Raw genomic sequence first — 22,624 nt, 5'->3', positions numbered from 1 at the left:
CCAGGATTGACAGGGGGAAACGTGACACGTGTCGTCGTCGTGACATCCGGCAAGGGCGGGGTCGGCAAGACCACCACCAGTGCAAGCTTTGCAACCGGCCTCGCCTTGCGCGGGTTCAAGACCGCCGTGGTCGACTTCGACGTCGGCCTGCGCAACCTCGATCTCATCATGGGCTGCGAGCGTCGCGTCGTGTATGACCTGGTGAACGTCATCAACGGCGAAGCCAACCTGCACCAGGCGCTCATCAAGGACAAGCACTGCGAGAACCTGTTCGTGCTGCCCGCTTCGCAGACGCGCGACAAGGATGCGCTCACCGAAGAAGGCGTGGAAAAGGTCCTCAAGGATCTCGAACACATGGGGTTCGAGTACATCGTCTGCGATTCGCCCGCCGGTATCGAGCGCGGCGCCGTGATGGCGCTGACCTTTGCCGACGATGCGCTGGTGGTGACCAACCCTGAAGTCTCCTCCATCCGCGACTCCGACCGCATTCTCGGCATCCTGCAAAGCAAGAGCCGGCGCGCCAAGGAAGGCCGCGAGCCCGTCAAGGAGCATCTGGTCATCACGCGCTATTCGGCCAAACGCGTCGACGAAGGCGAAATGCTGTCGTACAAGGACGTGCAGGAACTCCTGCGCGTCCCGCTGATCGGCGTGATCCCCGAATCCGAGACGGTGCTGCAGGCCTCCAACCAGGGTTCGCCGGTCATCCATATCAAGGACAGCGATGCCGCCGAGGCCTACGCGGACGTGGTGGCGCGCTTCCTGGGTGAAGACGCGGCACTGCGCTTCGTGGCGTATGACAAGCCGGGTCTGCTCAAGCGGCTGTTCGGAGGCGCCTGACCATGTCCTGGCTCGAACGACTCTTCAGCACCAAGCAACCCAAGTCCGCTGAACTGGCCAAGGAACGCCTGACCGTCGTCATCGCGCGGCAGCGCACCGATGACACGCGTCCGGACTTCCTCAACGCCTTGCAGCAGGACCTGATTGCTGTCATCTCGAAGTATGTCCCCATCAATCCGGACGACATCAAGGTCCAGTTGGAGAAGAAGGACAACTTCGAGGTTCTTGAAGTCAATATCGTGATGCCGGAACAACCGGCCCGCTGATCACCTTTCAGCGGACTCGTGGCGGAGGCCTGGCGCCTCCGCCGCTCCCTGCCCACACACGCGCCCCGGGCATCCATTGAGCGGATCAGCTGGCGACAGCGTCTCCTCTGCGCCCCACTCCGCTTGCCGCCGACCGAATCGACACCCGCCCGAGTGACGAGGCTCGTGCTGCGACTCGGTTGATGTTTCGCTGAAGGCACTGGATGCGCCACCGGGCGGCGCCGCACGTCTCCCCCTTCGTAGCTGCGCGCGTCCTGTCCTGTCCAGCCTGCAGGCTTACCCGTACATCGCGAAAACTCCAGAAGAAAAGCAGGATTTCGAAGGTCGCCTCTTCGCGGTGTCGGCATGCTCATCGGGCGTTCCGGCGTGCCCGCCGGACCCCGTACCGAGTGATATTCGAAGGAGACACCGTGAAATCCATACTGACCCTGGCAGCCCTGCTCGCCTCCATGAACTGTCTGGCCGACGTGACCTACGACAAGCCAGTCTCGGCCGCGATCAATTCCGGCAAGATCGAGTACTTCATGCAAGGCAAGGGCGGCGCCAATCCCGAGGGCAACGTACGCTGCGAGGATGGCCTGTTCTTCAGCGACAACTTCGTTGCGGTATTCGATGGCGCAACAGACAAATCGGGCAAGTCGTACGACGGCAAAAAGGGCGGACGCGTTGCGCGCGAACTGATCGCCGGCGTATTCGAACAACTGCCTGCGGACGCTCCCAAAGAAGAGGTTCTGCGTCGCATCAACGCGGCCTACCAGACCTTCTATCAGGCGCACCCCGACATGGATTTCGTCAAGAATCCCCTGTGGCGCCCCACTGCAACGCTCATCTGGTACAGCTTCGCGCGCAAGGAACTCACGGCGGTCGGCGACTCGAAGGCGCGGATCGACGGTGTCATCTACAACGACAAAGCCAAGCTCGTCGATGTGCTCAACAGCGATCTGCGCGTCAAGGTGATCGAACACCTGAAACTGACCGATGCCGATATCGCCAAGAACGACCTGGGGCGCTACTACATCCTGCCCCTGCTCGAACGCCAGTCCGAGTTCCAGAACAACCCCAAGGCGCCGAAGGCTTTCCAGTATTGGGCCATCGACGGGTTCCCCATCCCGGCTGAAGAGGTGTTGAGCTGGCATTTCGACAAGACGCCGAAGCTCATCGAGCTCAGTTCCGACGGCTACGAGTCGTTCCCGCCGGAAGCCAGCGTGGCAAGTTACGAATCGACCTTTGCCTCTTTTCTGAAGGCCGATCCCCAGCGCGTGAAGAACCCGTCAACCAAGGGGCTGCAGCAGGGTAACGTGAGTTTCGACGACCGCACCGTGCTGATCTACCACGCCAAGTAATACCGGCAGACCCCCCAGGGGGCCGCGGCCCCCTGTCGTGTCAAGGCGAGGAATCCAGCCTCGACGCCCGAACACGACCTCCCCATACTTGACTGGCGAATGGCTGAAGCCCCGCAAGGGGCGAGACAAGCAGGTACCCGTGGCGATCTTCACCAACATCGTTTTCCCCATGCTGGCGGGCGTGTTCCTGCTGCAATGCGCGATCTACTTTTTCGGCATACGGGGCGAGACCAGCCACAACTCCCGGTATTGCGGGTACTTCCTGTTGTCCTTCGCGCTGTTCCTGATCGGCCGGCCGGTGCAACTGCTGAGCGGCGAGTATCCCTGGCCGGTGCTAATCAGCGCATTGCGCATGGCCCTGCTGGGCATGGTATGCGTGCCGATGCTCCTGCTCACTGCAGACCTGCAGCGCTTTGGCCGATATCGGGTGAGCCTTCGTGCCATGGTCGTCATGGGGCTCGTCCTGGGCGTGATCTACGCTGTGTTTCGTCTGCTCGGCACGACGGGCACGTACCCGCTGTTCAAGCTCGCCTCGCTGACGGCTTACTCCTCCACCATGCCCCTGCTCGAACCGCCGTGGTTCGGCCGCGAAGTCTCGCTGGCGGTACAGGTCGTCCTGGGGCTCGTCCTCTTTGCAGCGTCGCTGCATGGGTGCATCCGAACCATGCGCCACGGCGCGTCGCCGCTGGACTGGCGCAAGTTGTTGCTCTTTCTGGGCGTCATGGCGTTTGGCGCCTCGTTCGTCGTGGGCTCGTTCGTCAAGCAGTGGGCCGTGTTCTATGTGGGCTCGTTCGTCAGTTCGCTGATCGTGGGCGCGTCGGTCATCCTCGATGTCTACCGCACCTCGCATTCGCTCGAACGCAGCGCGCCCTTCCTGAAAGGCGCGATTCTTCATCATCTGTCCGGGCTGGGCGGCACGACGGCGGGACTGAGCGAATCCTTCGCATTGTTGCGCAAGAGCGCCGACATCGATTGCTTCGCCATGCTTGGCAGCCGCAACGCACATGCCGATCAGATTCTCCACCACGCGCAGGCCATCATCGACGAGACATGGCGCGCCGACGATTGCCTTTGCCTGCCTTTGGGCAACAACACGCTGGGCATCGCGTTCCGCGCCGAAGCGCTGCCGCGCGAGGTCATGTTCGATGCGTTCGAACGGATCGCCCGCCGTCATGAAGCGGCGTGTTCGACTTCGCTCGCCATTGGCATCTCTCGTCCCTGCGGCGCGGTCGAGCACTTGCAGACCGCCTATCGCGAGGCCTTGCTTGCCCACGAAGTGTCCGTCCGCCAGGGGGGAAGCCTCGTCATACACATCGATAGCGTGCGGCAGGCGAGTACCGGCGCACCCTTCCCGTACGCCGAGCAGTCCGCGTTGATCAGTTGCATTCGCCTCGGGGACAGCGTCGGTGCGGCCTCGCAGGCGTCTGCCTATTTCGAAGAACTGAAGTCCTTCGTCGGCGCCGCCCCCGGCGCCCTCAAGCTGCGCCTCCACGCGGCAGCGAGCCTGATCGTGGACGCGGCATTGAGTGCTGGCGCGGATGCCGAGCGCGTCGAAGGGTTCAATGTCCAGGCCTACGGTGGGTTGCCGGCCATGGCGGATATCGTCTCGTTGCACGACTGGCTGTGCACGCTGGCAAGCGAAGCCGCCCGCCTGGTTGCCGAGGCCCACAAGGAGATTTCGTTCTCCGTTGTCGAAAAGGCACGCCGGTATCTTGCCGAAAACTATCAACGTCCTCTCACGCAGGAAGAAGTCGCCCGCGCCGTGGCGATCAGCCCGTCGTACCTCGCGCACCTGTTCAAGAAAGAGTGCGGTCTGAGTTTTTCAAAATATCTCGTCGAGTTGCGCCTGGACGCTGCGCGGAAATTGCTCATCTGCAGCGACAAAAGCATCACGCAGATCGCGCTGGATGTCGGGTTCAGCGACTCGAACTATTTCAGCACCGTGTTTCGCAGCAAGACGGGCTTCAGTCCGAGCGAATTCCGACGGCGCAATCAACAGGCCGAGGGCGAGTTCGACCTCGCGGCGTCCACAAACGACGCCTAGACGGCGACGCCCGCCTGCCCCTTCAGGATCGCGTCAGCAAACTCCACGAACCCGGCGCCGCCGGGCCCTCGCGTCACCCACGTTGGCGCCTTTGGCAGTTGCGGCAGACAGTCGACAACCGTGCTGACGCCTGCCGTGTACTTGAAATGCGCGAACATCGGCGCGTCATTGAGGGAGTCGCCCGCATACGCGACCTGCTCGATCGCTTCCGGTCCCGACACGCCAAAGACGTCGGAGAGGATTCGCTGCGACATCGCCAACTTGTCGTAGTCGCCCCACCATCCCAATACCCACAGACTGTTGATCGTGGTGCGCGCCCCGGCTTCGGCCAGCGTGGACACCAGACGCTGCTCGGCCCGATCCCCTGCCCGCCGATAGGCGAGACTGTCGAGCCGATACGGTTGATCGTCGGCGAGGCGCGCTTCGGGCAATACGCGTTCGATGACGGCAGCGACCTCGCGCAGTCGCGCGCGGGCGATATCGAGATCTCCCTCCGAATGCCAATGCAGGCGCTCGGCTCCGTGTGCAGAACGATGGATGAACAACCCGCCGTTCTCGGCAATCACGCCATCCACCGGCCACATGCGCGCCATCTGATCGCACCACCCTGCCGGTGCGGCGGTGACAGGAATCACACGGATGCCACTGGCCTGAAGGCGTTCGATGGCGCCGATCGTGGCGCTGGCGATGCGTCCCCGGTAAGTCAGCGTGTCGTCCATGTCGGTCAGGACGAAGCGGACGGAGTCGAATGCGTCGAGCGGCGCGCGAGACAAAGGCTGCATGTGGGTCATCTGAACAAGAGTGAGCCCGATTATCTCGACGCAGCGGCATCCCTCTCTGCCGATCTGCTTATTTGCATATCACTTTATGTGCGAGCGCCCGCGTCCGGTGAACGCTGGCCGGATTGACGCGCGTCAATCAATGCATGCCCCTGCATTGCAGCCCGTCGTCACAGTCGCGTGTCACGCAAACCGCGCTCTGGCAGCGTTCTCCCGTCGGTCTCGCTGTCTTTGCGCACCTCGGCATATCCATATCGAGATTTCTTGGTTCGGTCGGCGTCGGACGCTTACTAGCATCAACGCTGATCCGTATCACTCGTGGAGACACCATGGTTCATTTTGTCGTGCATGACCGGCGCGATACGACGGGCGTTGTCGTCGTGGAAGGCGTCGAGGCAGGCCAGACCCTCACCGGCTGGCTGATGGACGGGGATGACACGCTCACCATCACGGTGCGCGATGCCATCCCCATCGGGCACAAGCTCGCACTCAAGAACATCGCGACCAGCGATGACGTCATCAAGTACGGAGAAATCATCGGCGTGGCGGTCGCGCCCATCTCGCGCGGCGAGCATCTCCACGTCCACAACGTCAAGACCAAACGGTGGTAAGCGCAATGAGCCTGCAAGAAACCTTCTGGGGATACCGCCGCGAAAACGGCCGTGTCGGCGTGCGCAATCACGTCATTGTCCTGCCCGTGGACGACCTGTCCAACGCGGCGAGCGAAGCCGTCGCCCACAACATCAAGGGCGCGCTCGCCTTGCCGCACCCATATGGGCGACTCCAGTTCGGTGCCGACCTCGAACTGCATTTCCGCACGCTGATCGGCACCGGCGCCAACCCGAACGTGGCGGCGGTCGTCGTGATCGGCATCGAACCCGGCTGGACCAAGCGTGTCGTCGACGGCATTGCCGCCACCGGCAAACCCGTCACGGGTTTTTCGATCGAACTCAACGGTGACATCGCCACCATCGCGGCTGCCTCGCGCGTCACCAAGGAATACGTGCAATGGGCGTCCGAATTGCGGCGCACCGAACAGGACCTGCGCGAGCTGTGGGTATCGACCAAGTGCGGCGAATCCGATACCACGTCGGGCTGCGGTGCCAACCCCACGGTGGGCAATGCCTTCGACAAGCTCTATGACGCTGGCACGACGCTGCTGTTTGGTGAGACGTCCGAGATCACCGGCGGTGAACACCTCGTCGCAGCACGCGCCGCCACGCCCGCCATCGGCGAAAAATTCCTGCGCACATGGCAGGCGTACAACGATTTCATCGTCGCCAACAAGACCAACGATCTGTCCGAATCGCAACCGACCAAGGGCAACATCGCCGGGGGGCTGACCACCATCGAAGAGAAAGCGCTCGGCAACATCCAGAAGATCGGCAAGCGCTGCAAGGTCGACGGCGTGCTCGAACCGGCCGAAGCGCCCACGGGCCCCGGGCTGTGGTTCATGGACTCCAGTTCGGCCGCCGCCGAGATGGTCACGCTCGCCGCCGCTGCGGGGTTCGCCGTGCACTTCTTCCCCACTGGCCAGGGCAACGTGATCGGCAACCCGATCCTGCCGGTCATCAAACTCACGGCCAATCCGCGCACCGTGCGCACCATGGGTGAGCACATCGACTACGACTGCTCGGGCCTGTTGCAGCGCGAACTCAATCTTGACCAGGCTGGCGACGCCTTGCTGCACGAACTGTTCCGCACGGCCAACGGGCGCCTCACGGCGGCCGAAGCGCTGGGGCACCGCGAATTCGTGCTGACCAAACTCTATCGCAGCGCCTGACACCACTTTTCAATCGGAAACCTGACACATGTACAAACGCATTCTCTGGCTGGCCTTGAGCGCCGGCCTCATCGTCACCACGCAGCTCGCTCATGCCGAGGCCAACGAACTGCGCATCGCCAAGCAATACGGCATCAGCTATCTGCCGATGCTCATCATCGAAGCCGACAAGCTCGTGGAAAAACACGCAAAGGCCGCCGGCCTGGGCGACATCAAAGTGACGTGGGCGACCTTTGCCGGCGCCAACGTCATGAACGATGCGCTGCTGTCCAATTCGCTGGATATCGCCTCGGCCGGCGTGCCGCCCGCCATTACGCTGTGGGACAAGACGCGCGGCGACGTCAAGCTGATCGCGGCGATGAACTCGATGCCCAACCTGCTCAATACGCGCAACCCCAGGATCAAATCGATCCGCGACTTCACCGACAAGGACAAGATCGCGGTGCCCGCGGTCAAGGTCGGGTTTCAACCCGTCGTGCTGCAGATGGCGGCATTGCAGACCTTCGGCGAAGGCCAGCAATTCAAGCTCGATCCGCTGACGGTGTCGCTGGCCCACCCGGACGGCCTGGCCGCGCTCGTGTCGGGCGTGGGCGAGATCACGGCCCACTTCACCGCGCCGCCGTTCTCGCAGCGCGAACTCGAAACGCAGGGCATTCACACCGTGCTCAATTCGTACGATGTACTCGGCGGCCCCGCAACATTCAACGTGCTCTATGGCAGCCGTCGCTTCCATGACAACAACCCGAAGCTCTACGCCGCGTTTCTGAAGGCCTACGAAGAAGCCACCGCCACCATCAACCGCGACAAGCGCGCGGCCGCGCAGCGGTATCTCGAACTTTCAAAGGACAAGGACTCGGTGGAGGACATCTACAAGATCGTCAGCGATCCGCAGGTGATCTTCACCACCACGCCGCAGAACGTCACCAAGTTCTCCGACTTCCTGTTCAAGATCGGCTCGATCAAGCAGAAACCGGCGAGCTGGAAGGACCTGTTCTTCCCCGAAGTCCACGCCCTGCCCGGGAGCTGATGCCATGGCCGCGCCGCTCCTCGACGTCCAGGGCGTCACGCTTCGCTACAAGACAAGCGAACACGTGGTCACCGCCACGCATCGAGTCAGCTTTTCGGTGAACCGCGGTGACCGTTACGTCCTGCTGGGGCCGTCGGGGTGCGGCAAGTCCACACTGCTCAAGGCCGTGGGCGGATATCTCGCCCCGGCCGAGGGTCGTCTGCTGCTCAAGGGCGCCCCCATCAGCCGCCCGGGGGCCGACCGAGTGATGGTGTTCCAGGAGTTCGATCAGTTGTTGCCATGGAAGACCGTGCGCCACAACGTGAGCTTCGGCCTGGAAGCCAGCGGCAAGCTCAAGGGGGCGGCAGCGCATGCCCATGCCCTGCATTACTTGCGCAAGGTGGGGCTGGAGAAATTCGCCGACAGCTATCCGCATACGCTGTCGGGCGGCATGAAGCAGCGCGTCGCCATCGCACGCGGCATGGCCATGGAGCCCGACATCATCCTGATGGACGAGCCCTTCGCCGCGCTCGACGCGCTGACGCGCCGGACGATGCAGGACGAGCTGCTCCAGCTTTGGCATGACACGCACTTCACGGTGCTGTTCGTCACCCATTCGATTCCCGAGGCGATCCGCCTGGGCAACCGCATATTGCTGCTCTCGCCGCATCCCGGCCAGGTCATTGCCGAGATCGCGAGCAACGGGCAGGACGAGCCCGATGCAGACGGCAAACTGCTCTCCACCCGAATTCACGAGACGTTGTTCGCCGACGCGTCGCAGCCCGAGCTCACCCATGCCTGACCAACAACTCACACTGGCCGCACCCGGCCCCGCTCCGCACACGGACACCCACGACGAGCCCGAGCGAGCGCTCGGACTGGCCGAGCGCCTGTGGCAGATCGGCGCGCTGCGAAAGGCGCTGATCCTCATCGCGTTGGCGCTCCTGTGGCAAGGCTATGCCACGCATCTGGACAACCCGCTTCTGTTCCCGACCTTCTCCGATACGCTGACGGCGTGGTGGGACGGCATCGTGTCGGGCAGTCTGCTCAAACGCGCGGGTTTCACGCTGCAGACGCTGTTGACCGGTTATGTACTTGGAATTGTCATCGCGGCTTTTGTCACAGCACTCGCCGTCGGCTCGCGTATCGGCAACGATCTGCTCGAAACGCTCACGGCGATGTTCAATCCCCTGCCAGCCATCGCGCTGCTGCCGTTGTCGCTGATCTGGTTCGGCCTCGGCAATGCGAGCCTCATCTTCGTGCTGGTGCATTCGGTGCTGTGGCCCGTCGCGCTGAGCACACACGGCGGGTTCAAAGCGGTTTCACCGACCTTGCGCATGGTCGGCCGCAACTACGGGCTGTCGGGCTTGCGGCTGGTGGTGACGATCCTCATTCCGGCAGCGTTCCCCAGCATCCTGAGCGGACTCAAGAACGGTTGGGCGTTTGCCTGGCGCACCTTGATTGCGGCGGAACTCGTCTTCGGCGTCAGCTCCGGTGGCGGCGGGCTGGGATGGTTCATCTACGAAAACAAGAACCAGTTGGAAATCCCCTCGGTTTTTGCAGGCCTGCTGAGCGTGATCGTCATCGGGTTGGCGGTCGACAACCTCGTCTTTCGCGTCCTCGAAGCAAAAACGGTCCGCCGTTGGGGAATGCACGCCTGACAACTACGCGACCGGGAGTGTTTGCAGCTCCCGGCCGTTGAAGCGTTCTAGCCGGCCAGATCACGCAACTGGGCCAGCAGCGTGTCGGCGACTTCGAACCCTTCGCGCGTTGCCGCCAATGCGGCTGCACGGCGCTCCCCCGGGAGGCGCACACCATCGTCCTGGAGCATGTAGGCGATGAGCGTTTCCAGCCGTTCATTGAACACATCGCGCCCGGCCAGCGCGCCCGGATCGATGACCAGAAAGGCTTGCCCGATACGCGGCCGATTACCTTCTTCGACGAAGAACGAATCGGCTTCGAATCCCAACGCGGCCCCGGTCAGCGCCGTGCACAACACCTCGACCACCAACGCCAGCAGCGCGCCTTTGAGCCCCCCTGCGGGCGCCATCATGCCAGCCAGTCCGGCCTTGGGGTCGGTCGTCGGTTGACCATCGCGGTCCAACGCCCATCCGAGCGGAATCTCGCGCCCTTCCCGCGCGGCGACCATCAGCTTGCCGCGCGCGACTTCCGACAGGCTCAGATCGATGACGACCGGCTCTGCGTTGCGACGGGGGAAGACCGCTGCGAACGGATTGGTGCCGAAGATTGCCCGTTTGCCGCCCCACGCGGGAATCCCTGCTGGGGAATTGCCGAACGCCAGACCAACCAGCCCCCTGCTCGCCAGATTGCGCAGGTGGTACGCGGCCACGCCGAAGTGATGGCTGTTGCTGACCCCGGCGAACACCACACCCTGCTCGACGACCCGATCGATCGCAACGTTCACCGCCAGGTCGATGGCCGGGAAGGCAAAGCCTTCATGCGCATCGACAAGCACGGCGCCGCCGCGTGCGTGCACCACGCGCGGCTCGGCTGCACCATCGACGCGGCCCAATCGCAGATGTGCGGCGTATTGCGGCACGCGTGAGAGTCCGTGCGACGGCAGTCCCTCGCGCTCGGCGAACACCAAGGCGCGCGCCGTGCTTGCCGCATTGCGGGCACTGGCCCCTGCCGCGCGGAGCGCTCGTTCGGCGAGCGCTTGCGCCGAGCTCGGATCAATGCGTGCCATGGACCACCTCCCGTGCAAGCAGCGCTTCGGTGACGGCGTCGGCGATGAGCGCGCTCACCCGCACGTTCGATTCTTCGGTGACGCCCGCCACGTGCGGCGTCAGGATCAGGTTCGGGGCGTCCGCCAACGCAGATTGCGCCGGCAGGGGCTCGTGTTCGAACACATCCACCGCGGCGCCGGCAAGGCGGCCGTCGCGCAGTGCCTGGGCTAGCGCGGCTTCGTCCACGATCTGCCCGCGTGCGGTATTGATCAGCACCGCGCGTGGCTTGACGCGAGCCAGCTTCGCGGCGTCGATCAGGCCACGTGTCGACGGCAGCAGCGGCACGTGCAGGCTGATGACATCCGACTCCGCAAGCAGCGCATCGAGGGTGACCGCCCGCACGCCGGTGGCGTGCCAGCGCGCATCGTCCGCTGCGACGACCGGGTCGTGCGCCACCACCCGCATTCCTATCGCATGCGCCAGACGCGCGACGCGCTGACCGATGTCGCCAAAGCCTACGAGCCCGAGCTGCTTGCCCGCGGCTTCGCGACCGTTGGAAAGCCGTGCCCGGGGCCATTGACCGGCGGCGACCTCCCCGCTCGACAGCAGGCTGCCGCGCAACAGCACCAGAGATGTAGCGATGACGTACTCGGCCACGCTGTCGGCGTTGGCGCCGGTCGCAGCGATCACACGTATGCCCCGCGCTTCCGCCGTGGCTACGTCGATGTTGTCGAGCCCGACACCCAACCGGCCGATGACGACGCCATCCGGCAAGGCGTCGAGCAAGGCGCCCTTCACCTGCGTGCGGTTGCGCACGATGAGAGCGTCGACTTCGCGCGCGGCGGCGATGAGCGCGTCGGGGCGGTCGACCAGATCGGGAACGTAGTGGACGGTGAACACGGAAGACAGCCGGTCGACGGCGGCCGCGTCCATGAATTCGCTGATCAGGATCTTGCGTGTGGTGGTCATGGCGTGGGATTCGGATGGATGAAGAGGCGCGCGCTGGCGGCGACGCGTCTGGCCGAGAATAGTCCGCGCGCAACGCCGTCCCAACGATGATTTTGTGATTTGCTTTGCGTCGAATCCGGTGGGCGATCGATGCCGGGAAACGGGACCCGATCCTCCCGTTGCGCGACGAAATTTGGTCAGAAGACAAGCGTCGCCACGCAGCCTGTGCGCTCCCTGCACCGCCCCCATCCGAGCGGGATACCCCCGAACGCATCACGGTCGGATCTGCTTTGCGCGGGTCCGGCTCTGGCGGGAGTCACCAAAGAAAAAGCCCCGCCCATCAAGCGATGAACAGGGCCTTTCTGTTGGTGCCCGGGACGGGAGTCGAACCCGTACGCCTTACGGCGCGAAATTTTAAGTCTCGTGCGTCTACCAATTTCGCCACCCGGGCTGGGGTCGCGAGTATAGCGCGAGCGGCGTTCAATCCGCGCGCGACTGGCATAGCCGACGATTGCAGGTATCCGTGGCCCAGACCCTGGGCATGTCGGACACTGGCGAAAAATCAGAGTGTTACGGCGGACTCATCGTTGCTGCCTGGCGTTGGCGCTCGACTCACGATCCGCCGCTGCATGCCGGCTTCGACTGGCGTTCCGCGCACCACGTACTCCGCTTCAACCGCGCGTGCATACCTGGCTCCTGCGCGCCGAAACCACGCTCCTCGATGCACTCCGATGGCGGACTCCGCTTCGGCAGGTTGCGGTACCGAACCATCTGTACGCCATGCACTGACCGCGCACTGGTGCCGTTGGATACGCATTATCAATTCGTTCAAATTGAAATCGGCATTCAAATATTGCCGGCAATATATATTGCGCAATATTTAAAAATCCGCTGCTTATATCTCAAAAACAAAACAAAAACACAGCCGTCGATCCAAAAAATCAATCTCCATAAATAAAACATGGCCTATATCAAGAATCGTTTATGGAACCGGAAACACAGACAGTGCTGGATATTGTTGGCAAGAAAACTCTGAGGCAGCATTCGCCCAACGAAAAATGATCCAAACCCGCGCAATACATCGCCATTGAATCAGCACCAGCGAGTCCATGCGCATAAACGAGGAGTCGTTTCGCATTTGCACCAATCTGCCGAAAGGCGCATGTGGCGGGCATCTCAGCCGTCACCCAAAGGTGGCGATCCCGGTTTATTTCTCGCAAATCCTTTTTTGTTTATTTGGACGAATTCAATGCTATTCCATTTGAATAAATAAAGCGTTCAGCGCGAAAGAATTGGCCGAGGCAAATATCCAGATTGCTTTTATTCAATACAAAACAGCGCAACGGGTGCATTTGCCCGATATAAAACCCCGCGCACCGTCGAGTCCATGGCCCGACAAATAGCTCCAATGAAGTTTCGGTGGCGTGTGCCGCCCTTAGTGTGTCCAGGAGATTTAAAGATGAAGTGCAAGCTGAAGACATTGGTTGCCGTTCTGATGGGCGGCGCGCTCGCCGTTTCCGCCTCCACCGGCATGGCCCGCACGTTCCGCTCGGCGGACGTACACGCCAAGGATTACCCCACGAACATGGCCGTCATTCACATGGGCGAAGACCTGAACAAGGCCACCGGCGGCAAGGACACGATCAAGGTGTTCGGCGACAGCGCACTGGGCTCGGAAACCGACGTGGTCCAGCAGGTCAAGATCGGCGCCATCGACATGGTGCGCGTGAGCACGGCGACCTTTCACGGCATCGTGCCCGAATCGCTGATCCCGTCGCTGCCGTTCATGTTCCGCGACATCGACCACTTCCGTAAGGTCATCTACGGCCCGATCGGCGACAAGATCCTGGCCTCCTTCGACAAGGCAGGTTTCGTGGCGCTGTGCATGTACGAAGCCGGCGCCCGTTCGGTGTATGCCAAGAAGCCGGTCAAGACCGTTGCCGACATGAAGGGCATGAAGATTCGCGTGCAGCCCTCCGATCTGTCGGTGAGCATGACCGAAGCGCTGGGCGCCTCGCCCACGCCGATGCCGATGGCCGAGGTCTACACGGGCCTCAAGACCGGTCTGGTGGATGCCGCCGAGAACAACTACCCGTCGTACGAAGAAGCCAAGCACTTCGAGTCGGCCCCGGTGTACTCGGAGACGATGCACATGATGACGCCTGAAGTGCTGGTGTTCTCCAAGAAGGTGTGGGACACGCTGCCGAAGGAAGAGCAAGCCGCCATCCGCAAGGCCGCCAAGGACTCCGTGCCCTACTACGTCAAGCTCTGGGAAGCCAAGGAAACCCAATCCAAGGCAGCCGTGATCAAGGGCGGCGCCAAGATCGTTCCGGCCGCCGAGATCGACAAGAAGGCCTTCGTGGCCGCTGAAAAGCCGGTGTGGGACAAGTTCGCCACGACGCCGGAACTGAAGGCGCTGGTGCAGGAAATCCAGAACACCAAGTAATTCCGAGGGCTTCGCGCTCTTCCTGACGACGGCCGCCGCGTGCGCCTTGCGCGCATGCGCGGCCGCTCCCGAGGACCCCCATGAATATCCTAACTGCTGTCAATTCCCGGCTCTCGCGCTGGGCGATGTATGTCGCCTGTACGTGCCTGGCCGGGTTGGTTCTGATCGTCGACTACAGCGTCGTCATGCGCTATGTCTTCAACGACGCTCCGCCGTTCGTGGAGCAGGTCGCCCTGCTGCTGGTCATCTGCGTTTCCATGTTCGGCGCGTCCGCGGGCGTGCGCGACGCGGGCCACATCGGGCTCGATTCGCTGGTCGCCAAGCTCCCGCCGCGCGCCCAGGACGTCTGCGCCCTGCTCGTCGGCGTATTCACGATCAGCTTTGCCATCTTTCTCTTCGTGTGCGGAATCATCATGGCCGAGGAAACCCTCGACCATACGATTCCCACGCTCGGCATTTCGGAGGCGTTCCGTTTCTTGCCGCCCATCATCGCCGGAGTCTTGATGTTCCTGTTCTCGATTGAGCACATCGGGGCGCTCTTTACCAAGAAGAAGGTGGTTCCGTCATGGCACTGACCGTCCTGTGTCTTAGCTTCATCGTCTTTCTGTTGCTCGGGGTGCCGGTTGCCATCGGCATCGGCCTGAGCTGCGTGCTGACCTTCTTCGTCGAAGGCCTGCCCCTGTCCACCGCGCTGCAGATGATGATCTCGGGGATGAACGCGTTCTCGTTCCTCGCCATTCCGTTCTTCATCTTCTCCGGCGAGCTCATGCTCCACGGTGGCATCGCCGACAAGATCGTGGTGTTCGCACGCAGCCTGGTGGGTCACTGGCGCGGCGGCCTGGGTCTGGCCAACGTGATCGCCTGTACGTTCTTCGGCGGTGTCTCGGGCTCGCCCGTCGCCGATACGTCGGCCATGGGCGGGGTGATGATCCCGATCATGAAGCGCGAAGGCTACAGCGCCGACTACGCGGTCAACGTGACCACGCACGCGTCGCTGTCGGGTGCGCTGATGCCGACCTCCCACAACATGATCATCTATGCCTTCGCCGCGCAGGCCGCGTCGGGCGTGATCAATGGTCATGAGATCAAGGGCGTGTCGATCGGCGACCTGATGTTCGCGGGCCTGGTCCCGGTCTTCTGGATCATGGTGTGCATGCTGACGGCGGCCTACTGGCAAGCGGTCAAGTACGGCTTCCCCAAGCGCGCCGACGGTACCTCGATGATCGAGAAGTTCCCGGGCTGGAACGCCGTGCTGCGTTCGTTCATCGCCGCCGTGCCGGGCTTCATGGTCGTCGCCATCATCCTGGTGGCCGTCATGAAGGGCATCGCGACGGCGACGGAGTCGGCTGGTATCGCCGTGACGTACTCGTTGCTGCTGACGGGGCTGGTGTATCGCACGCTGGATCGGAAGAAGCTGCTCAAGGCGCTGGCCAAGGCTTCCAAGACCACGGGCGTGATCCTGCTGCTGATCGGCGTGTCGAACATGTTGCGCTGGCAACTGGCGTACCTGGAAATCCCCGACGCGATCGAGACGGCACTGCTGGCCGCCACGCACACGCCGTGGATCATGCTGCTGTACATCAACATCATCCAGGTCGCGCTCGGCATCTTCCTCGACATGGCCGCGCACATCCTCATCACGACGCCGCTGTTCATGCCGCTGGCAATCCAGATGGGCGTGGGCCCGGTGCAGTTCGGCATGATGCTGCTGCTCAACTGCGCGCTCGGCCTGGTGCACCCGCCGGTCGGTACCGTGCAGTTCGTCGGTTGCGCCATCGGTGAGGTCTCCATCGGTCAGGTGATGAAGACGGTGTGGCCGTATTACCTCGCGATCTGGACCGCCATCCAGTTGGTGACCTACATCCCGAGCTTCTCGACGTGGTTGCCTTCGCTGATCACGGGGCACGTCGTGCTGTAGCGCAGCGGCCCAAAATTGCTGCGGAACAAGAGCCGGCGGGTCGCCATGACCGCCGGCTTTTTCGTTTGCGCAGCCGGATATGGCCAGCCGGGACCGCAACATGCTGGCCTCAGCCCGTCACGTCCGCCATCGACCGAGGAGGCAGCCATGTCCGAAACTCCGTTTCTTACGACGATCACCGCCTGCAACGCGTGCGCGACGGCGTGCGACGAATGCGTGTCCGGCTGTCTGCTGGAGGAGGACGCCCAGTACATGGCGCTCTGCATCCAGTTGGACCTGGACTGCGCAGGCATGTGCCGGCTCGCGGCGAGCGCCCTGGCACGCCAGAGCCCCGCTGTCGGCGTGATCTGCGAAACGTGTGCGCGGGTGTGCGATCTGTGTGCCGAAGAATGTGCCCGGCACGACATGGACCATTGCCAGTTGTGCGCGTCCGCATGTCGGGACTGCGCTGAAGCGTGCAGACGGGCAAGCGCTGCGGGCGGCTGAATCGACAATCCTGTGCAGGAACGCCACCTGCTGGAACGGAAACAAAAAACGGCAAGCGCAATGCTTGCCGTTCCTGGGCAGAACCCGGCCATGCCGGGCGATGAAGCACCGCGTTACGCGGCGGCAGCCTTCTTCAGCAAAACGTAGAGCTGGTCCTTGACCTGGAGCTTTTCGCGCTTGAGACGATGGATGTCGTCGTCGGACCCCGCTTCGATGCGCGCTTCGATATTGAGAATGCGCTGGTCCAGTTCATTGTGCTTGTCGAACAGACGGCGGAAATGATCGTCACTGCCCTTCAGCCGCGTGATGAGATCTCGGTATTCCGGAAACATGTCCCCTCGCTTTCCTCTGTATGCAAAAGCATCGATTGTGGGCGCGGCAAGGGCCCGCGCGCGATGATGACCGTCAATCGCGCCAAGCTCGTCACAATGACTGACAAGGCGCGCTGAATCGCTATAATGCGATTGTTACCGATTGGTTAATACACATCCACATGGCCGACTCCTCGCCGACGGAAACTCCGACGCGCAATCGTGACCGTACGCGCTCCCTCATCCTTGCCGCGGCGCGCGACGAATTCGCCGAACGCGGCTTCGACGGTGCCCGGGTCGACAGCATCGCGGAGCGCGCGGGCTCGAACAAACGGATGCTGTACTACTACTTCGACAGCAAGGAAGAGTTGTTCCTGGCGGTGATGGAAGACACCTACCGCTCGATCCGCGAAGCCGAACGCGAGCTCAAGCTGCTCGACATGTCACCGATCGAAGCCATCAAGGCGCTGGTGACCTTCACCTGGGACTACTACATCGAGCACCCGGAATTCCTCAGCATCCTCAACACCGAAAATCTCTATCGCGGCACGCACCTCAAGCGCTCCGGCCAACTGCACTCGCTCAACTCCAAGGTGATCGAAACGCTGCAGGACATCCTCGTCCGCGGCCACCGCGAAGGCGTTTTCCGGGGGGGCGTCGACCCCCTGCAGCTCTATATCTCCATCGCCGCGCTGAGCTACTTCTACCTTTCCAACAACTACACGTTGAGCGCCGTCTTCGGTCGCCCGCTCGACACCCCGCGTGCGCGCGTGGAGCGCTTGCAGCACATGATCGACGTGGTGCTCGGTTATCTCGTTGCCGGTTGAGCGACAACGGAACGCAAGAGAAAAGGGACGCCGCGGCGTCCCTTTTCCTTTTTCGGCGCGGATCGGGTCAGTGATCGTCGAGCGAACCCTGCGCGTAGAAGTGTCCGCGAATCGTCCGCGTGTAGCGGGCGAACTCGGGGGACGCCATGACGTTGAGCGAACGCGGACGCGGCAGGTCGATGTCGTAGACCGCTGCGATCGAGCCGGGGCGCTCGCTCATGACCAGCACCCGGTCGGAGAGGAACACAGCTTCGGGAATGCTGTGCGTGATCAGCAGCACGGTCTTCTTCGATTCCATCCAGATGCGCTGCAGCTCGCCGTTCATCTTCTCGCGCGTCATTGCGTCGAGTGCGCCGAAGGGCTCATCCATCAACAATACGGAAGGATCGTGCAACAGCGCGCGGCAGATCGACACGCGCTGCTGCATGCCGCCCGAGAGCTGCCATGGATACTTCTTCTCGAATCCCTTGAGCCCGGCCATTTCGATCAGTGTCATGGCGCGAACGCGAGCGGCCTTCATGTCCATGTTGCGCATCTCCGCCTGCAACAGGATGTTGTCCAGCACATTGCGCCACGCCAGCAGTACCGCCCCCTGGAACACAATGCCGACGTTGGTCTGCGGCCCCCGGATCGGCGTGCCGTCGAGCGTCAGTTCGCCCGCGCTGATCGGCAGCAGCCCGGCGACCAGCTTGAGCAGCGTGCTCTTGCCGCAGCCCGAGGGGCCCACGACGGAGACGAACTCGCCTTCGCGGATATCGAAGCTGACTGGCAGCAGCGACTGGACCGGGCCGTCCGCGCCCTGGTAGATCTTGGTGACGTCGCGCAGCTCGATCAGCTTGCGCTCGGCGTGCCTCGCCTCGCTGGCAACGGCGTGAAGGTGGGTTCTCTGGAGCATGGTGGCTGGCATCTGGTGGTCCGTTCCGGGTACGTCCTCTGCTATCTATCGGGCGGGCGGGACGCGAGCGCCCCGCCCTGCTCCGCGATCAGGGCAGATACTCGTTGGTGTAGTACATCGACGGATTGTTGGCAGCCTTATCGAGGCCGCCGTACTCGATCATCATCTCGGTCGAGTCGGCCATGTTCTTGGCGCTGACGCGGAACGGACGCTGACCGGCGGTGTCCGGCGTATGGAACAGATCGACCGAACTCTTGAAGCCAGCCAGCAGGCTTTCGCGCGGCGGCGCCTTTTCGACCAGCTTCACCGTCGAGGCCACGGCGGCATCCGGGTTCTTGGCCGCCTCTTCGAACGACACGGTCAGCGCGCGCATGAAGCGGCGCACCAGATCCGGGTTGGACTTGAGCGTCTCGGTATTGGCGATGATGCTCATGGAGGCCACGTTGATGCCGTTGTCGGCGAACAACAATGCCGTGGTCGGCTTCTTGGTCAGGTATTCCAGCTCATTGGTCTGGTCGGTGGAAAATCCGATGAGCATGTCCGCCTGGCCGGTCGCCACGGCGTTGACCTTGGTCTTGGCGTCACCCGCGACGGTCTTGAAGTCGCTTTCCGTCAGACCGACTTTCTTCAAGAACACCGGCCATAGCTGCGAAGGCGCATCACCCGGCGTCACCGCCACGGTCTTGCCCTTCACGTCCGACGGCTTGACGATCTTCTTGTCCGAGAAGGCGATCAGCGCGGTCGGGTTCTTCTGGTAGGCCACGCCGACGGCTTTGACCGGTGCGCCCTTGGCGGTGATTTTCATCATCGTGCCGATGTCGGCGAAGCCGAAGGTCACGTTGTTGGCGGCCACGGCCTGGATGGTCGGGCCCGAGCCGCGTCCTTCCTGGATTTCGAGATCGATGCCCTCTTTCTCGAAGTAGCCCTTGTCCTTGCCGTAGTAGAACGGCGCATGCGTGCCGGTCACGTACCAATTGAGCATCAGCTTGACCTTGTCGGCGGCGAAGGCCGAAGGCGCGCCCAGGGCCGCCACCAGGGCGGCGGCGCACAGCAGTTTCTTTGACATGCCGTTTTTCATCTCTCTGTCTCCTGCGGGTGTGGTGATTGCAGCTGAACAAAAGGGCCGGTCACGGACCTCCCTGCACGTTGCGCTGGGAGGCGTGCCACGGAATCGTGTAACGCTCGACCAGATCGATGAGGCCGAACAGCAGCACACCGATCAGTGACAGGACCACCAATGCAGCGAACATCAGCGGCAGATCGAAGCTGCCATTGGCCCGCTGCAGCACGTAGCCGATGCCGGAATTGGCGCCGACGAATTCGCCGACGACCGCGCCGACCACGGCCAGCGTCACAGACACTTTCATGCTGGAAAAGATCGACGGTAGCGCCTGCGGCAGGCTGATCTTGTAGAACATCTTCCAGCGCGTGCTGCCCATCGAACGGGCAAGATCGACCATGTCGGCTTCGACTGACTTGAAGCCCATCACGGTGGCCACCACGATCGGGAAGAAGCCCAGTAAGAAGGCGACGATGATCTTGGGCACGATGCCAAAGCCGAACCACACCACGAACAGCGGCGCGATGGCGACCTTGGGAATGCTCTGCGAGAACACCAGCAGCGGATAGACGTAGCTTTCCACCGTGCGCGAGTACGCGATCAGCATGGCGATGGGCACGCCGATGATCACCGACAGCGCGAAGCCCCCCATGGTGGCGTAGATCGTGGGCAGCGATTCGCCCAGCAGCATCTTCCACTGGGTGACGAGCTGGTGGAGGACCTCCAGCGGCGGCGGGATCAGGTACGCGGGAATCTTGAACAGGCGTACCGCCAGGTCCCACAGGACCAGGACGATGAACACCAGTACGATCGGACGCACCCAGTTGGACGACATCATGCGTTTCATGCCGCACCCCGCTGTCCGCTCGCGACACACGTTCCGGCCGCCGCGCAAGCGGCATGACCGGCTCTCTGTTCGGTCCTGCTGTTCATTTCAGTCTCCTCGATCGCGGCGCTTGTGTTTGTTGTTTGCGCTCGACAATGCAGTCCTAGCAATGTGCCAGATGACGCTCCTGGCAGGTGGCGAGAACTTCATCGCCCGGCCGCTTCCACCAGTTGTTGGCAGAGAAGATTTCCACCTCGTGAAAGCCGTCGTAGCCCTGTGCCTCCACCGCATGGCGCAGCGCGCGGATGTCGATGACGCCATCGCCCATCATGCCGCGATCCAGCAGCAGATCGGTCGTCGGTGCCAGCCAGTCGCAGATATGGAACGCCAGCAGGCGGCGGCGCCCCGCACGCTCGATCTGTGCGGGTAGTTGCGGGTCCCACCATACGTGATAGACGTCGAGCGCGATGCCGAGGCCATCGTCGCCCAGTTCATCGCACAGGTCGTTGGCATGCGCCATGGTGTTCACGCACGCGCGATCCGCCGCGTACATCGGGTGCAAGGGCTCGATCGCCAGCGGCATGCCGACTTCGCGCGAGTACTGCAACAGCGTGCCGATACCGTCGCGCACCTGCGCGCGGGCGCCGGCGATATCGCGCGATCCGGCCGGCAACCCGCCCACCACCAGCACCAGGCATTTCGCGCCAAGCGCCAGCGCTTCGTCGACCGCGCGGCGATTGTCATCCAGCGCGGCCTGACGTCCGGCCGCATCGGCGGCGGGGAACATGCCGCCACGGCAATAGCCGGTCACGGTCAGATCGTTCGCGCGGATGCGGCGGGCGGCTTCCGCCAGCCCCAGCTCGGCGACCTGATCGCGCCACGGCGAAATCCCGCGAATGCCGTGGCGTGCGCAGCCGTCGATGATGGCGTCGAGCTTCCACTGCTGGCGCACCGTTGCCGTGTTGAGCGATAGCTGTTCGGGACGCGGCGCGCTCATGCTTCCACCCCGTGGATGCCCATGTACTGACGCATGCGGCGCGTGGCCAGCTCGACGTCATCGAAGAGGCCCGCATCGTCCGCCAGCCGGAACAGTTCGCAGTAGTGCGCAAGGCTGCGCGCGCTTTGCTGGCCGCCGACCATGGCGAAGTGATCCTGATGCCCATTGAGCCAGGCCATGAAGACCACACCCGATTTATAGAACCGCGTCGGCGCGCGGAAGATGTGGCGCGACAGCGACACGGTGGGCGCCAGCGTGGCGTGGAACGCCTCCGTGTCGCCACTCGACAGCGATTGCAGCGCACTGGCTGCCGCCGGTGCAATGGCATCGAAGATGCCCAGCAAGGCGTCCGAATACCCCTGCTCGTCGCCTGCGATCAGTTCGGCATAGTTGAAGTCGTCGCCCGTGTACATGCGCACGCTGCCCGGCAGGCGGCGACGCATGGCGATTTCCTTGTCCTTGTCGAGCAGAGAGATCTTGATGCCGTCGATGTTGCGCGCGTACTCATTGATGAGCGACATGCACACGTCCATGGCGGCATCCAGATCCTTGTGCCCCCAATAGCCCGTCAGCACCGGATCGAACATGTCGCCCAGCCAGTGCAGGATCACCGGTTGGCGTACCTGCCGCAGGATGTGCCCGTACACGCGCAGATAGTCGTCGGGCGATGTTGCGACGGCGGCGAGCGCGCGGCTCGCCATCAGGATGATGCGACCGCCTGCGGCCTCGACCGCCGCGACCTGCTCTTCATACGCGGCGATCACGTCATCGATGCGCACCTTGCCCGACGGCTGCAGTTGATCGGTGCCGACACCGCTGGCAATCAGTGCGCCCGGGAAGTCCTTCGCCTGTTCGACGCTGCGCCGGATCAGCTCCAGCGAAGTCGGCCAGTCCAGCCCCATGCCGCGCTGCGCGGTGTCCATCGCCTCGGCGACGCCGAGCCCGAGCGAAAACAGGTGGCGCCGATAGCGCAGCGTGGCGTCCCAGTCGATGGCCGCGTTCAGCCACGGGTCATGTTGCGCGAACGGATCGGCGACGACGTGGGCCGCCGAATATGCGATGCGGTTGAAGACGGTGGACGTCGCCGGCGCCCAGCGTCGCGCGCCCTTGATGGCATAGGGCGCGAGCTTGCCGTCGCCGTCGATCAGCTTGATGGTCGCCATGC

The 22,624-nt window shown here is 63.0% G+C and carries 24 protein-coding genes and 1 tRNA gene; 15 read left to right on the top strand and 10 right to left on the bottom strand.

Annotated features, from left to right (window positions below):
• The first annotated feature begins 21 nt into the window (after positions 1-21).
• The 4 genes from minD (at position 22) to ACDA63_RS06420 (ending at position 4,490) form a co-directional block, all read left to right on the top strand.
• The gene (minD, locus tag ACDA63_RS06435) at positions 22-837 is read left to right on the top strand and encodes a septum site-determining protein MinD (RefSeq protein WP_373662388.1); all 816 of its coding nucleotides are present in this window, start codon (positions 22-24) and stop codon (positions 835-837) included.
• A gap of 2 nt (positions 838-839) precedes the next feature.
• Entirely contained in the window at positions 840-1,103 is a 264-nt protein-coding gene (minE, locus tag ACDA63_RS06430) for a cell division topological specificity factor MinE (RefSeq protein ID WP_373662387.1), read from the top strand.
• A gap of 410 nt (positions 1,104-1,513) precedes the next feature.
• The gene (locus ACDA63_RS06425; protein WP_373662386.1) at positions 1,514-2,446 is read left to right on the top strand and encodes a hypothetical protein; all 933 of its coding nucleotides are present in this window, start codon (positions 1,514-1,516) and stop codon (positions 2,444-2,446) included.
• A gap of 139 nt (positions 2,447-2,585) precedes the next feature.
• Positions 2,586-4,490, top strand: coding sequence for a helix-turn-helix domain-containing protein (locus ACDA63_RS06420; RefSeq protein WP_373662385.1), 1,905 nt, complete (start codon positions 2,586-2,588; stop codon positions 4,488-4,490).
• Here ACDA63_RS06420 and ACDA63_RS06415 read toward each other — a convergent pair.
• On the bottom strand, positions 4,487-5,272 hold the full coding sequence (locus tag ACDA63_RS06415; protein ID WP_373662384.1) for an HAD family hydrolase: 786 nt from the start codon (positions 5,270-5,272) through the stop codon (positions 4,487-4,489). The two genes, ACDA63_RS06420 and ACDA63_RS06415, sit on opposite strands and share 4 nt — an antisense overlap.
• 326 nt (positions 5,273-5,598) lie before the next feature.
• Here ACDA63_RS06415 and ACDA63_RS06410 point away from each other — a divergent pair, with 326 nt between their 5' ends.
• The 5 genes from ACDA63_RS06410 to ACDA63_RS06390 are packed head-to-tail and all read left to right on the top strand — an operon-like array spanning position 5,599 to position 9,719.
• Entirely contained in the window at positions 5,599-5,880 is a 282-nt protein-coding gene (locus tag ACDA63_RS06410; RefSeq protein ID WP_373662383.1) for a UxaA family hydrolase, read from the top strand.
• Between the two features lie 5 nt (positions 5,881-5,885).
• Complete coding sequence (locus ACDA63_RS06405; protein WP_373662382.1) at positions 5,886-7,052, top strand: UxaA family hydrolase; 1,167 nt, start codon at positions 5,886-5,888, stop codon at positions 7,050-7,052.
• Positions 7,053-7,080: 28 nt separating this feature from the next.
• A complete protein-coding gene (locus ACDA63_RS06400; RefSeq protein ID WP_373662381.1) occupies positions 7,081-8,079 on the top strand; it encodes an ABC transporter substrate-binding protein in 999 nt (332 codons plus the stop codon).
• Between the two features lie 4 nt (positions 8,080-8,083).
• The gene (locus ACDA63_RS06395; protein ID WP_373662380.1) at positions 8,084-8,860 is read left to right on the top strand and encodes an ABC transporter ATP-binding protein; all 777 of its coding nucleotides are present in this window, start codon (positions 8,084-8,086) and stop codon (positions 8,858-8,860) included.
• Positions 8,853-9,719 carry an ABC transporter permease gene (locus ACDA63_RS06390; protein ID WP_373662379.1) on the top strand — a complete coding sequence of 289 codons (867 nt, stop codon included), beginning with the start codon at positions 8,853-8,855 and terminating at the stop codon, positions 9,717-9,719. The genes ACDA63_RS06395 and ACDA63_RS06390 overlap by 8 nt, the downstream gene beginning before the upstream one ends.
• A 47-nt stretch (positions 9,720-9,766) precedes the next feature.
• Here the strand turns inward: ACDA63_RS06390 and ACDA63_RS06385 are convergent, their stop codons facing one another.
• The 3 genes from ACDA63_RS06385 to ACDA63_RS06375 all read right to left on the bottom strand — a co-directional run bounded on the left by ACDA63_RS06385 (position 9,767) and on the right by ACDA63_RS06375 (position 12,144).
• Entirely contained in the window at positions 9,767-10,765 is a 999-nt protein-coding gene (locus tag ACDA63_RS06385) for an Ldh family oxidoreductase (RefSeq protein WP_373662378.1), read from the bottom strand.
• Positions 10,752-11,714, bottom strand: coding sequence for a hydroxyacid dehydrogenase (locus tag ACDA63_RS06380; RefSeq protein WP_373662377.1), 963 nt, complete (start codon positions 11,712-11,714; stop codon positions 10,752-10,754). Before ACDA63_RS06380 ends, ACDA63_RS06385 begins: the two co-directional genes overlap by 14 nt.
• Before the next feature lie 345 nt (positions 11,715-12,059).
• Positions 12,060-12,144: transfer RNA gene (locus ACDA63_RS06375), tRNA-Leu, on the bottom strand.
• 72 nt (positions 12,145-12,216) lie between these two features.
• Between ACDA63_RS06375 and ACDA63_RS06370 the strand changes: the two genes are divergently transcribed.
• From ACDA63_RS06370 to ACDA63_RS06350, 5 genes are all read left to right on the top strand, one after another.
• Positions 12,217-12,651, top strand: coding sequence for a hypothetical protein (locus ACDA63_RS06370; protein WP_373662376.1), 435 nt, complete (start codon positions 12,217-12,219; stop codon positions 12,649-12,651).
• A gap of 501 nt (positions 12,652-13,152) precedes the next feature.
• Entirely contained in the window at positions 13,153-14,139 is a 987-nt protein-coding gene (locus tag ACDA63_RS06365) for a TRAP transporter substrate-binding protein (RefSeq protein ID WP_373662375.1), read from the top strand.
• An 80-nt stretch (positions 14,140-14,219) separates the two neighbouring features.
• Positions 14,220-14,714, top strand: a complete 495-nt coding sequence (locus tag ACDA63_RS06360; RefSeq protein ID WP_373662374.1) for a TRAP transporter small permease — start codon at positions 14,220-14,222, stop codon at positions 14,712-14,714.
• Positions 14,705-16,057, top strand: coding sequence for a TRAP transporter large permease (locus tag ACDA63_RS06355; RefSeq protein WP_373662373.1), 1,353 nt, complete (start codon positions 14,705-14,707; stop codon positions 16,055-16,057). The genes ACDA63_RS06360 and ACDA63_RS06355 overlap by 10 nt, the downstream gene beginning before the upstream one ends.
• A 45-nt stretch (positions 16,058-16,102) precedes the next feature.
• Complete coding sequence (locus tag ACDA63_RS06350; protein WP_373662372.1) at positions 16,103-16,543, top strand: four-helix bundle copper-binding protein; 441 nt, start codon at positions 16,103-16,105, stop codon at positions 16,541-16,543.
• Positions 16,544-16,656: 113 nt separating this feature from the next.
• Here ACDA63_RS06350 and ACDA63_RS06345 read toward each other — a convergent pair whose 3' ends face one another.
• Entirely contained in the window at positions 16,657-16,875 is a 219-nt protein-coding gene (locus tag ACDA63_RS06345; protein ID WP_373662371.1) for a YdcH family protein, read from the bottom strand.
• Positions 16,876-17,036: 161 nt separating this feature from the next.
• Between ACDA63_RS06345 and ACDA63_RS06340 the strand changes: the two genes are divergently transcribed.
• A complete protein-coding gene (locus ACDA63_RS06340) occupies positions 17,037-17,681 on the top strand; it encodes a TetR family transcriptional regulator (RefSeq protein ID WP_373662370.1) in 645 nt (214 codons plus the stop codon).
• A 67-nt stretch (positions 17,682-17,748) separates the two neighbouring features.
• Here the strand turns inward: ACDA63_RS06340 and ACDA63_RS06335 are convergent, their stop codons facing one another.
• The 5 genes from ACDA63_RS06335 to ACDA63_RS06315 form a co-directional block, all read right to left on the bottom strand.
• Positions 17,749-18,576, bottom strand: coding sequence for an ABC transporter ATP-binding protein (locus ACDA63_RS06335; protein ID WP_373662369.1), 828 nt, complete (start codon positions 18,574-18,576; stop codon positions 17,749-17,751).
• A gap of 88 nt (positions 18,577-18,664) precedes the next feature.
• Positions 18,665-19,642, bottom strand: coding sequence for an ABC transporter substrate-binding protein (locus tag ACDA63_RS06330; RefSeq protein WP_373662368.1), 978 nt, complete (start codon positions 19,640-19,642; stop codon positions 18,665-18,667).
• 61 nt (positions 19,643-19,703) lie between these two features.
• On the bottom strand, positions 19,704-20,483 hold the full coding sequence (locus tag ACDA63_RS06325; RefSeq protein ID WP_373662367.1) for an ABC transporter permease: 780 nt from the start codon (positions 20,481-20,483) through the stop codon (positions 19,704-19,706).
• A gap of 142 nt (positions 20,484-20,625) precedes the next feature.
• Positions 20,626-21,459, bottom strand: coding sequence for a sugar phosphate isomerase/epimerase family protein (locus tag ACDA63_RS06320; RefSeq protein ID WP_373662366.1), 834 nt, complete (start codon positions 21,457-21,459; stop codon positions 20,626-20,628).
• Complete coding sequence (locus ACDA63_RS06315; protein ID WP_373662365.1) at positions 21,456-22,622, bottom strand: dihydrodipicolinate synthase family protein; 1,167 nt, start codon at positions 22,620-22,622, stop codon at positions 21,456-21,458. Before ACDA63_RS06315 ends, ACDA63_RS06320 begins: the two co-directional genes overlap by 4 nt.
• Between the last annotated feature and the right edge of the window lie 2 nt (positions 22,623-22,624).

Origin of the sequence: Uliginosibacterium sp. sgz301328 (assembly GCF_041807905.1) — a bacterium.
GTDB lineage: Bacteria > Pseudomonadota > Gammaproteobacteria > Burkholderiales > Rhodocyclaceae > JBGVSA01.
Note: the sequence above shows the minus strand (reverse complement) of the source record. Positions and strands in the feature narration are given on the sequence as shown.

Coding starts and splice junctions, on each gene's coding strand:
- minE (WP_373662387.1), top strand. CDS start 840: ATGTCCTGGCTCGAACGACTCTTCAGCACCAAGCAACCCAAGTCCGCT.
- ACDA63_RS06415 (WP_373662384.1), bottom strand. CDS start 5,272: ATGCAGCCTTTGTCTCGCGCGCCGCTCGACGCATTCGACTCCGTCCGC.
- ACDA63_RS06410 (WP_373662383.1), top strand. CDS start 5,599: ATGGTTCATTTTGTCGTGCATGACCGGCGCGATACGACGGGCGTTGTC.
- ACDA63_RS06405 (WP_373662382.1), top strand. CDS start 5,886: ATGAGCCTGCAAGAAACCTTCTGGGGATACCGCCGCGAAAACGGCCGT.
- ACDA63_RS06400 (WP_373662381.1), top strand. CDS start 7,081: ATGTACAAACGCATTCTCTGGCTGGCCTTGAGCGCCGGCCTCATCGTC.
- ACDA63_RS06395 (WP_373662380.1), top strand. CDS start 8,084: ATGGCCGCGCCGCTCCTCGACGTCCAGGGCGTCACGCTTCGCTACAAG.
- ACDA63_RS06390 (WP_373662379.1), top strand. CDS start 8,853: ATGCCTGACCAACAACTCACACTGGCCGCACCCGGCCCCGCTCCGCAC.
- ACDA63_RS06385 (WP_373662378.1), bottom strand. CDS start 10,765: ATGGCACGCATTGATCCGAGCTCGGCGCAAGCGCTCGCCGAACGAGCG.
- ACDA63_RS06380 (WP_373662377.1), bottom strand. CDS start 11,714: ATGACCACCACACGCAAGATCCTGATCAGCGAATTCATGGACGCGGCC.
- ACDA63_RS06365 (WP_373662375.1), top strand. CDS start 13,153: ATGAAGTGCAAGCTGAAGACATTGGTTGCCGTTCTGATGGGCGGCGCG.
- ACDA63_RS06360 (WP_373662374.1), top strand. CDS start 14,220: ATGAATATCCTAACTGCTGTCAATTCCCGGCTCTCGCGCTGGGCGATG.
- ACDA63_RS06355 (WP_373662373.1), top strand. CDS start 14,705: ATGGCACTGACCGTCCTGTGTCTTAGCTTCATCGTCTTTCTGTTGCTC.
- ACDA63_RS06350 (WP_373662372.1), top strand. CDS start 16,103: ATGACCGCCGGCTTTTTCGTTTGCGCAGCCGGATATGGCCAGCCGGGA.
- ACDA63_RS06345 (WP_373662371.1), bottom strand. CDS start 16,875: ATGTTTCCGGAATACCGAGATCTCATCACGCGGCTGAAGGGCAGTGAC.
- ACDA63_RS06340 (WP_373662370.1), top strand. CDS start 17,037: ATGGCCGACTCCTCGCCGACGGAAACTCCGACGCGCAATCGTGACCGT.
- ACDA63_RS06335 (WP_373662369.1), bottom strand. CDS start 18,576: ATGCTCCAGAGAACCCACCTTCACGCCGTTGCCAGCGAGGCGAGGCAC.
- ACDA63_RS06330 (WP_373662368.1), bottom strand. CDS start 19,642: ATGTCAAAGAAACTGCTGTGCGCCGCCGCCCTGGTGGCGGCCCTGGGC.
- ACDA63_RS06325 (WP_373662367.1), bottom strand. CDS start 20,483: ATGAAACGCATGATGTCGTCCAACTGGGTGCGTCCGATCGTACTGGTG.
- ACDA63_RS06320 (WP_373662366.1), bottom strand. CDS start 21,459: ATGAGCGCGCCGCGTCCCGAACAGCTATCGCTCAACACGGCAACGGTG.
- ACDA63_RS06315 (WP_373662365.1), bottom strand. CDS start 22,622: ATGGCGACCATCAAGCTGATCGACGGCGACGGCAAGCTCGCGCCCTAT.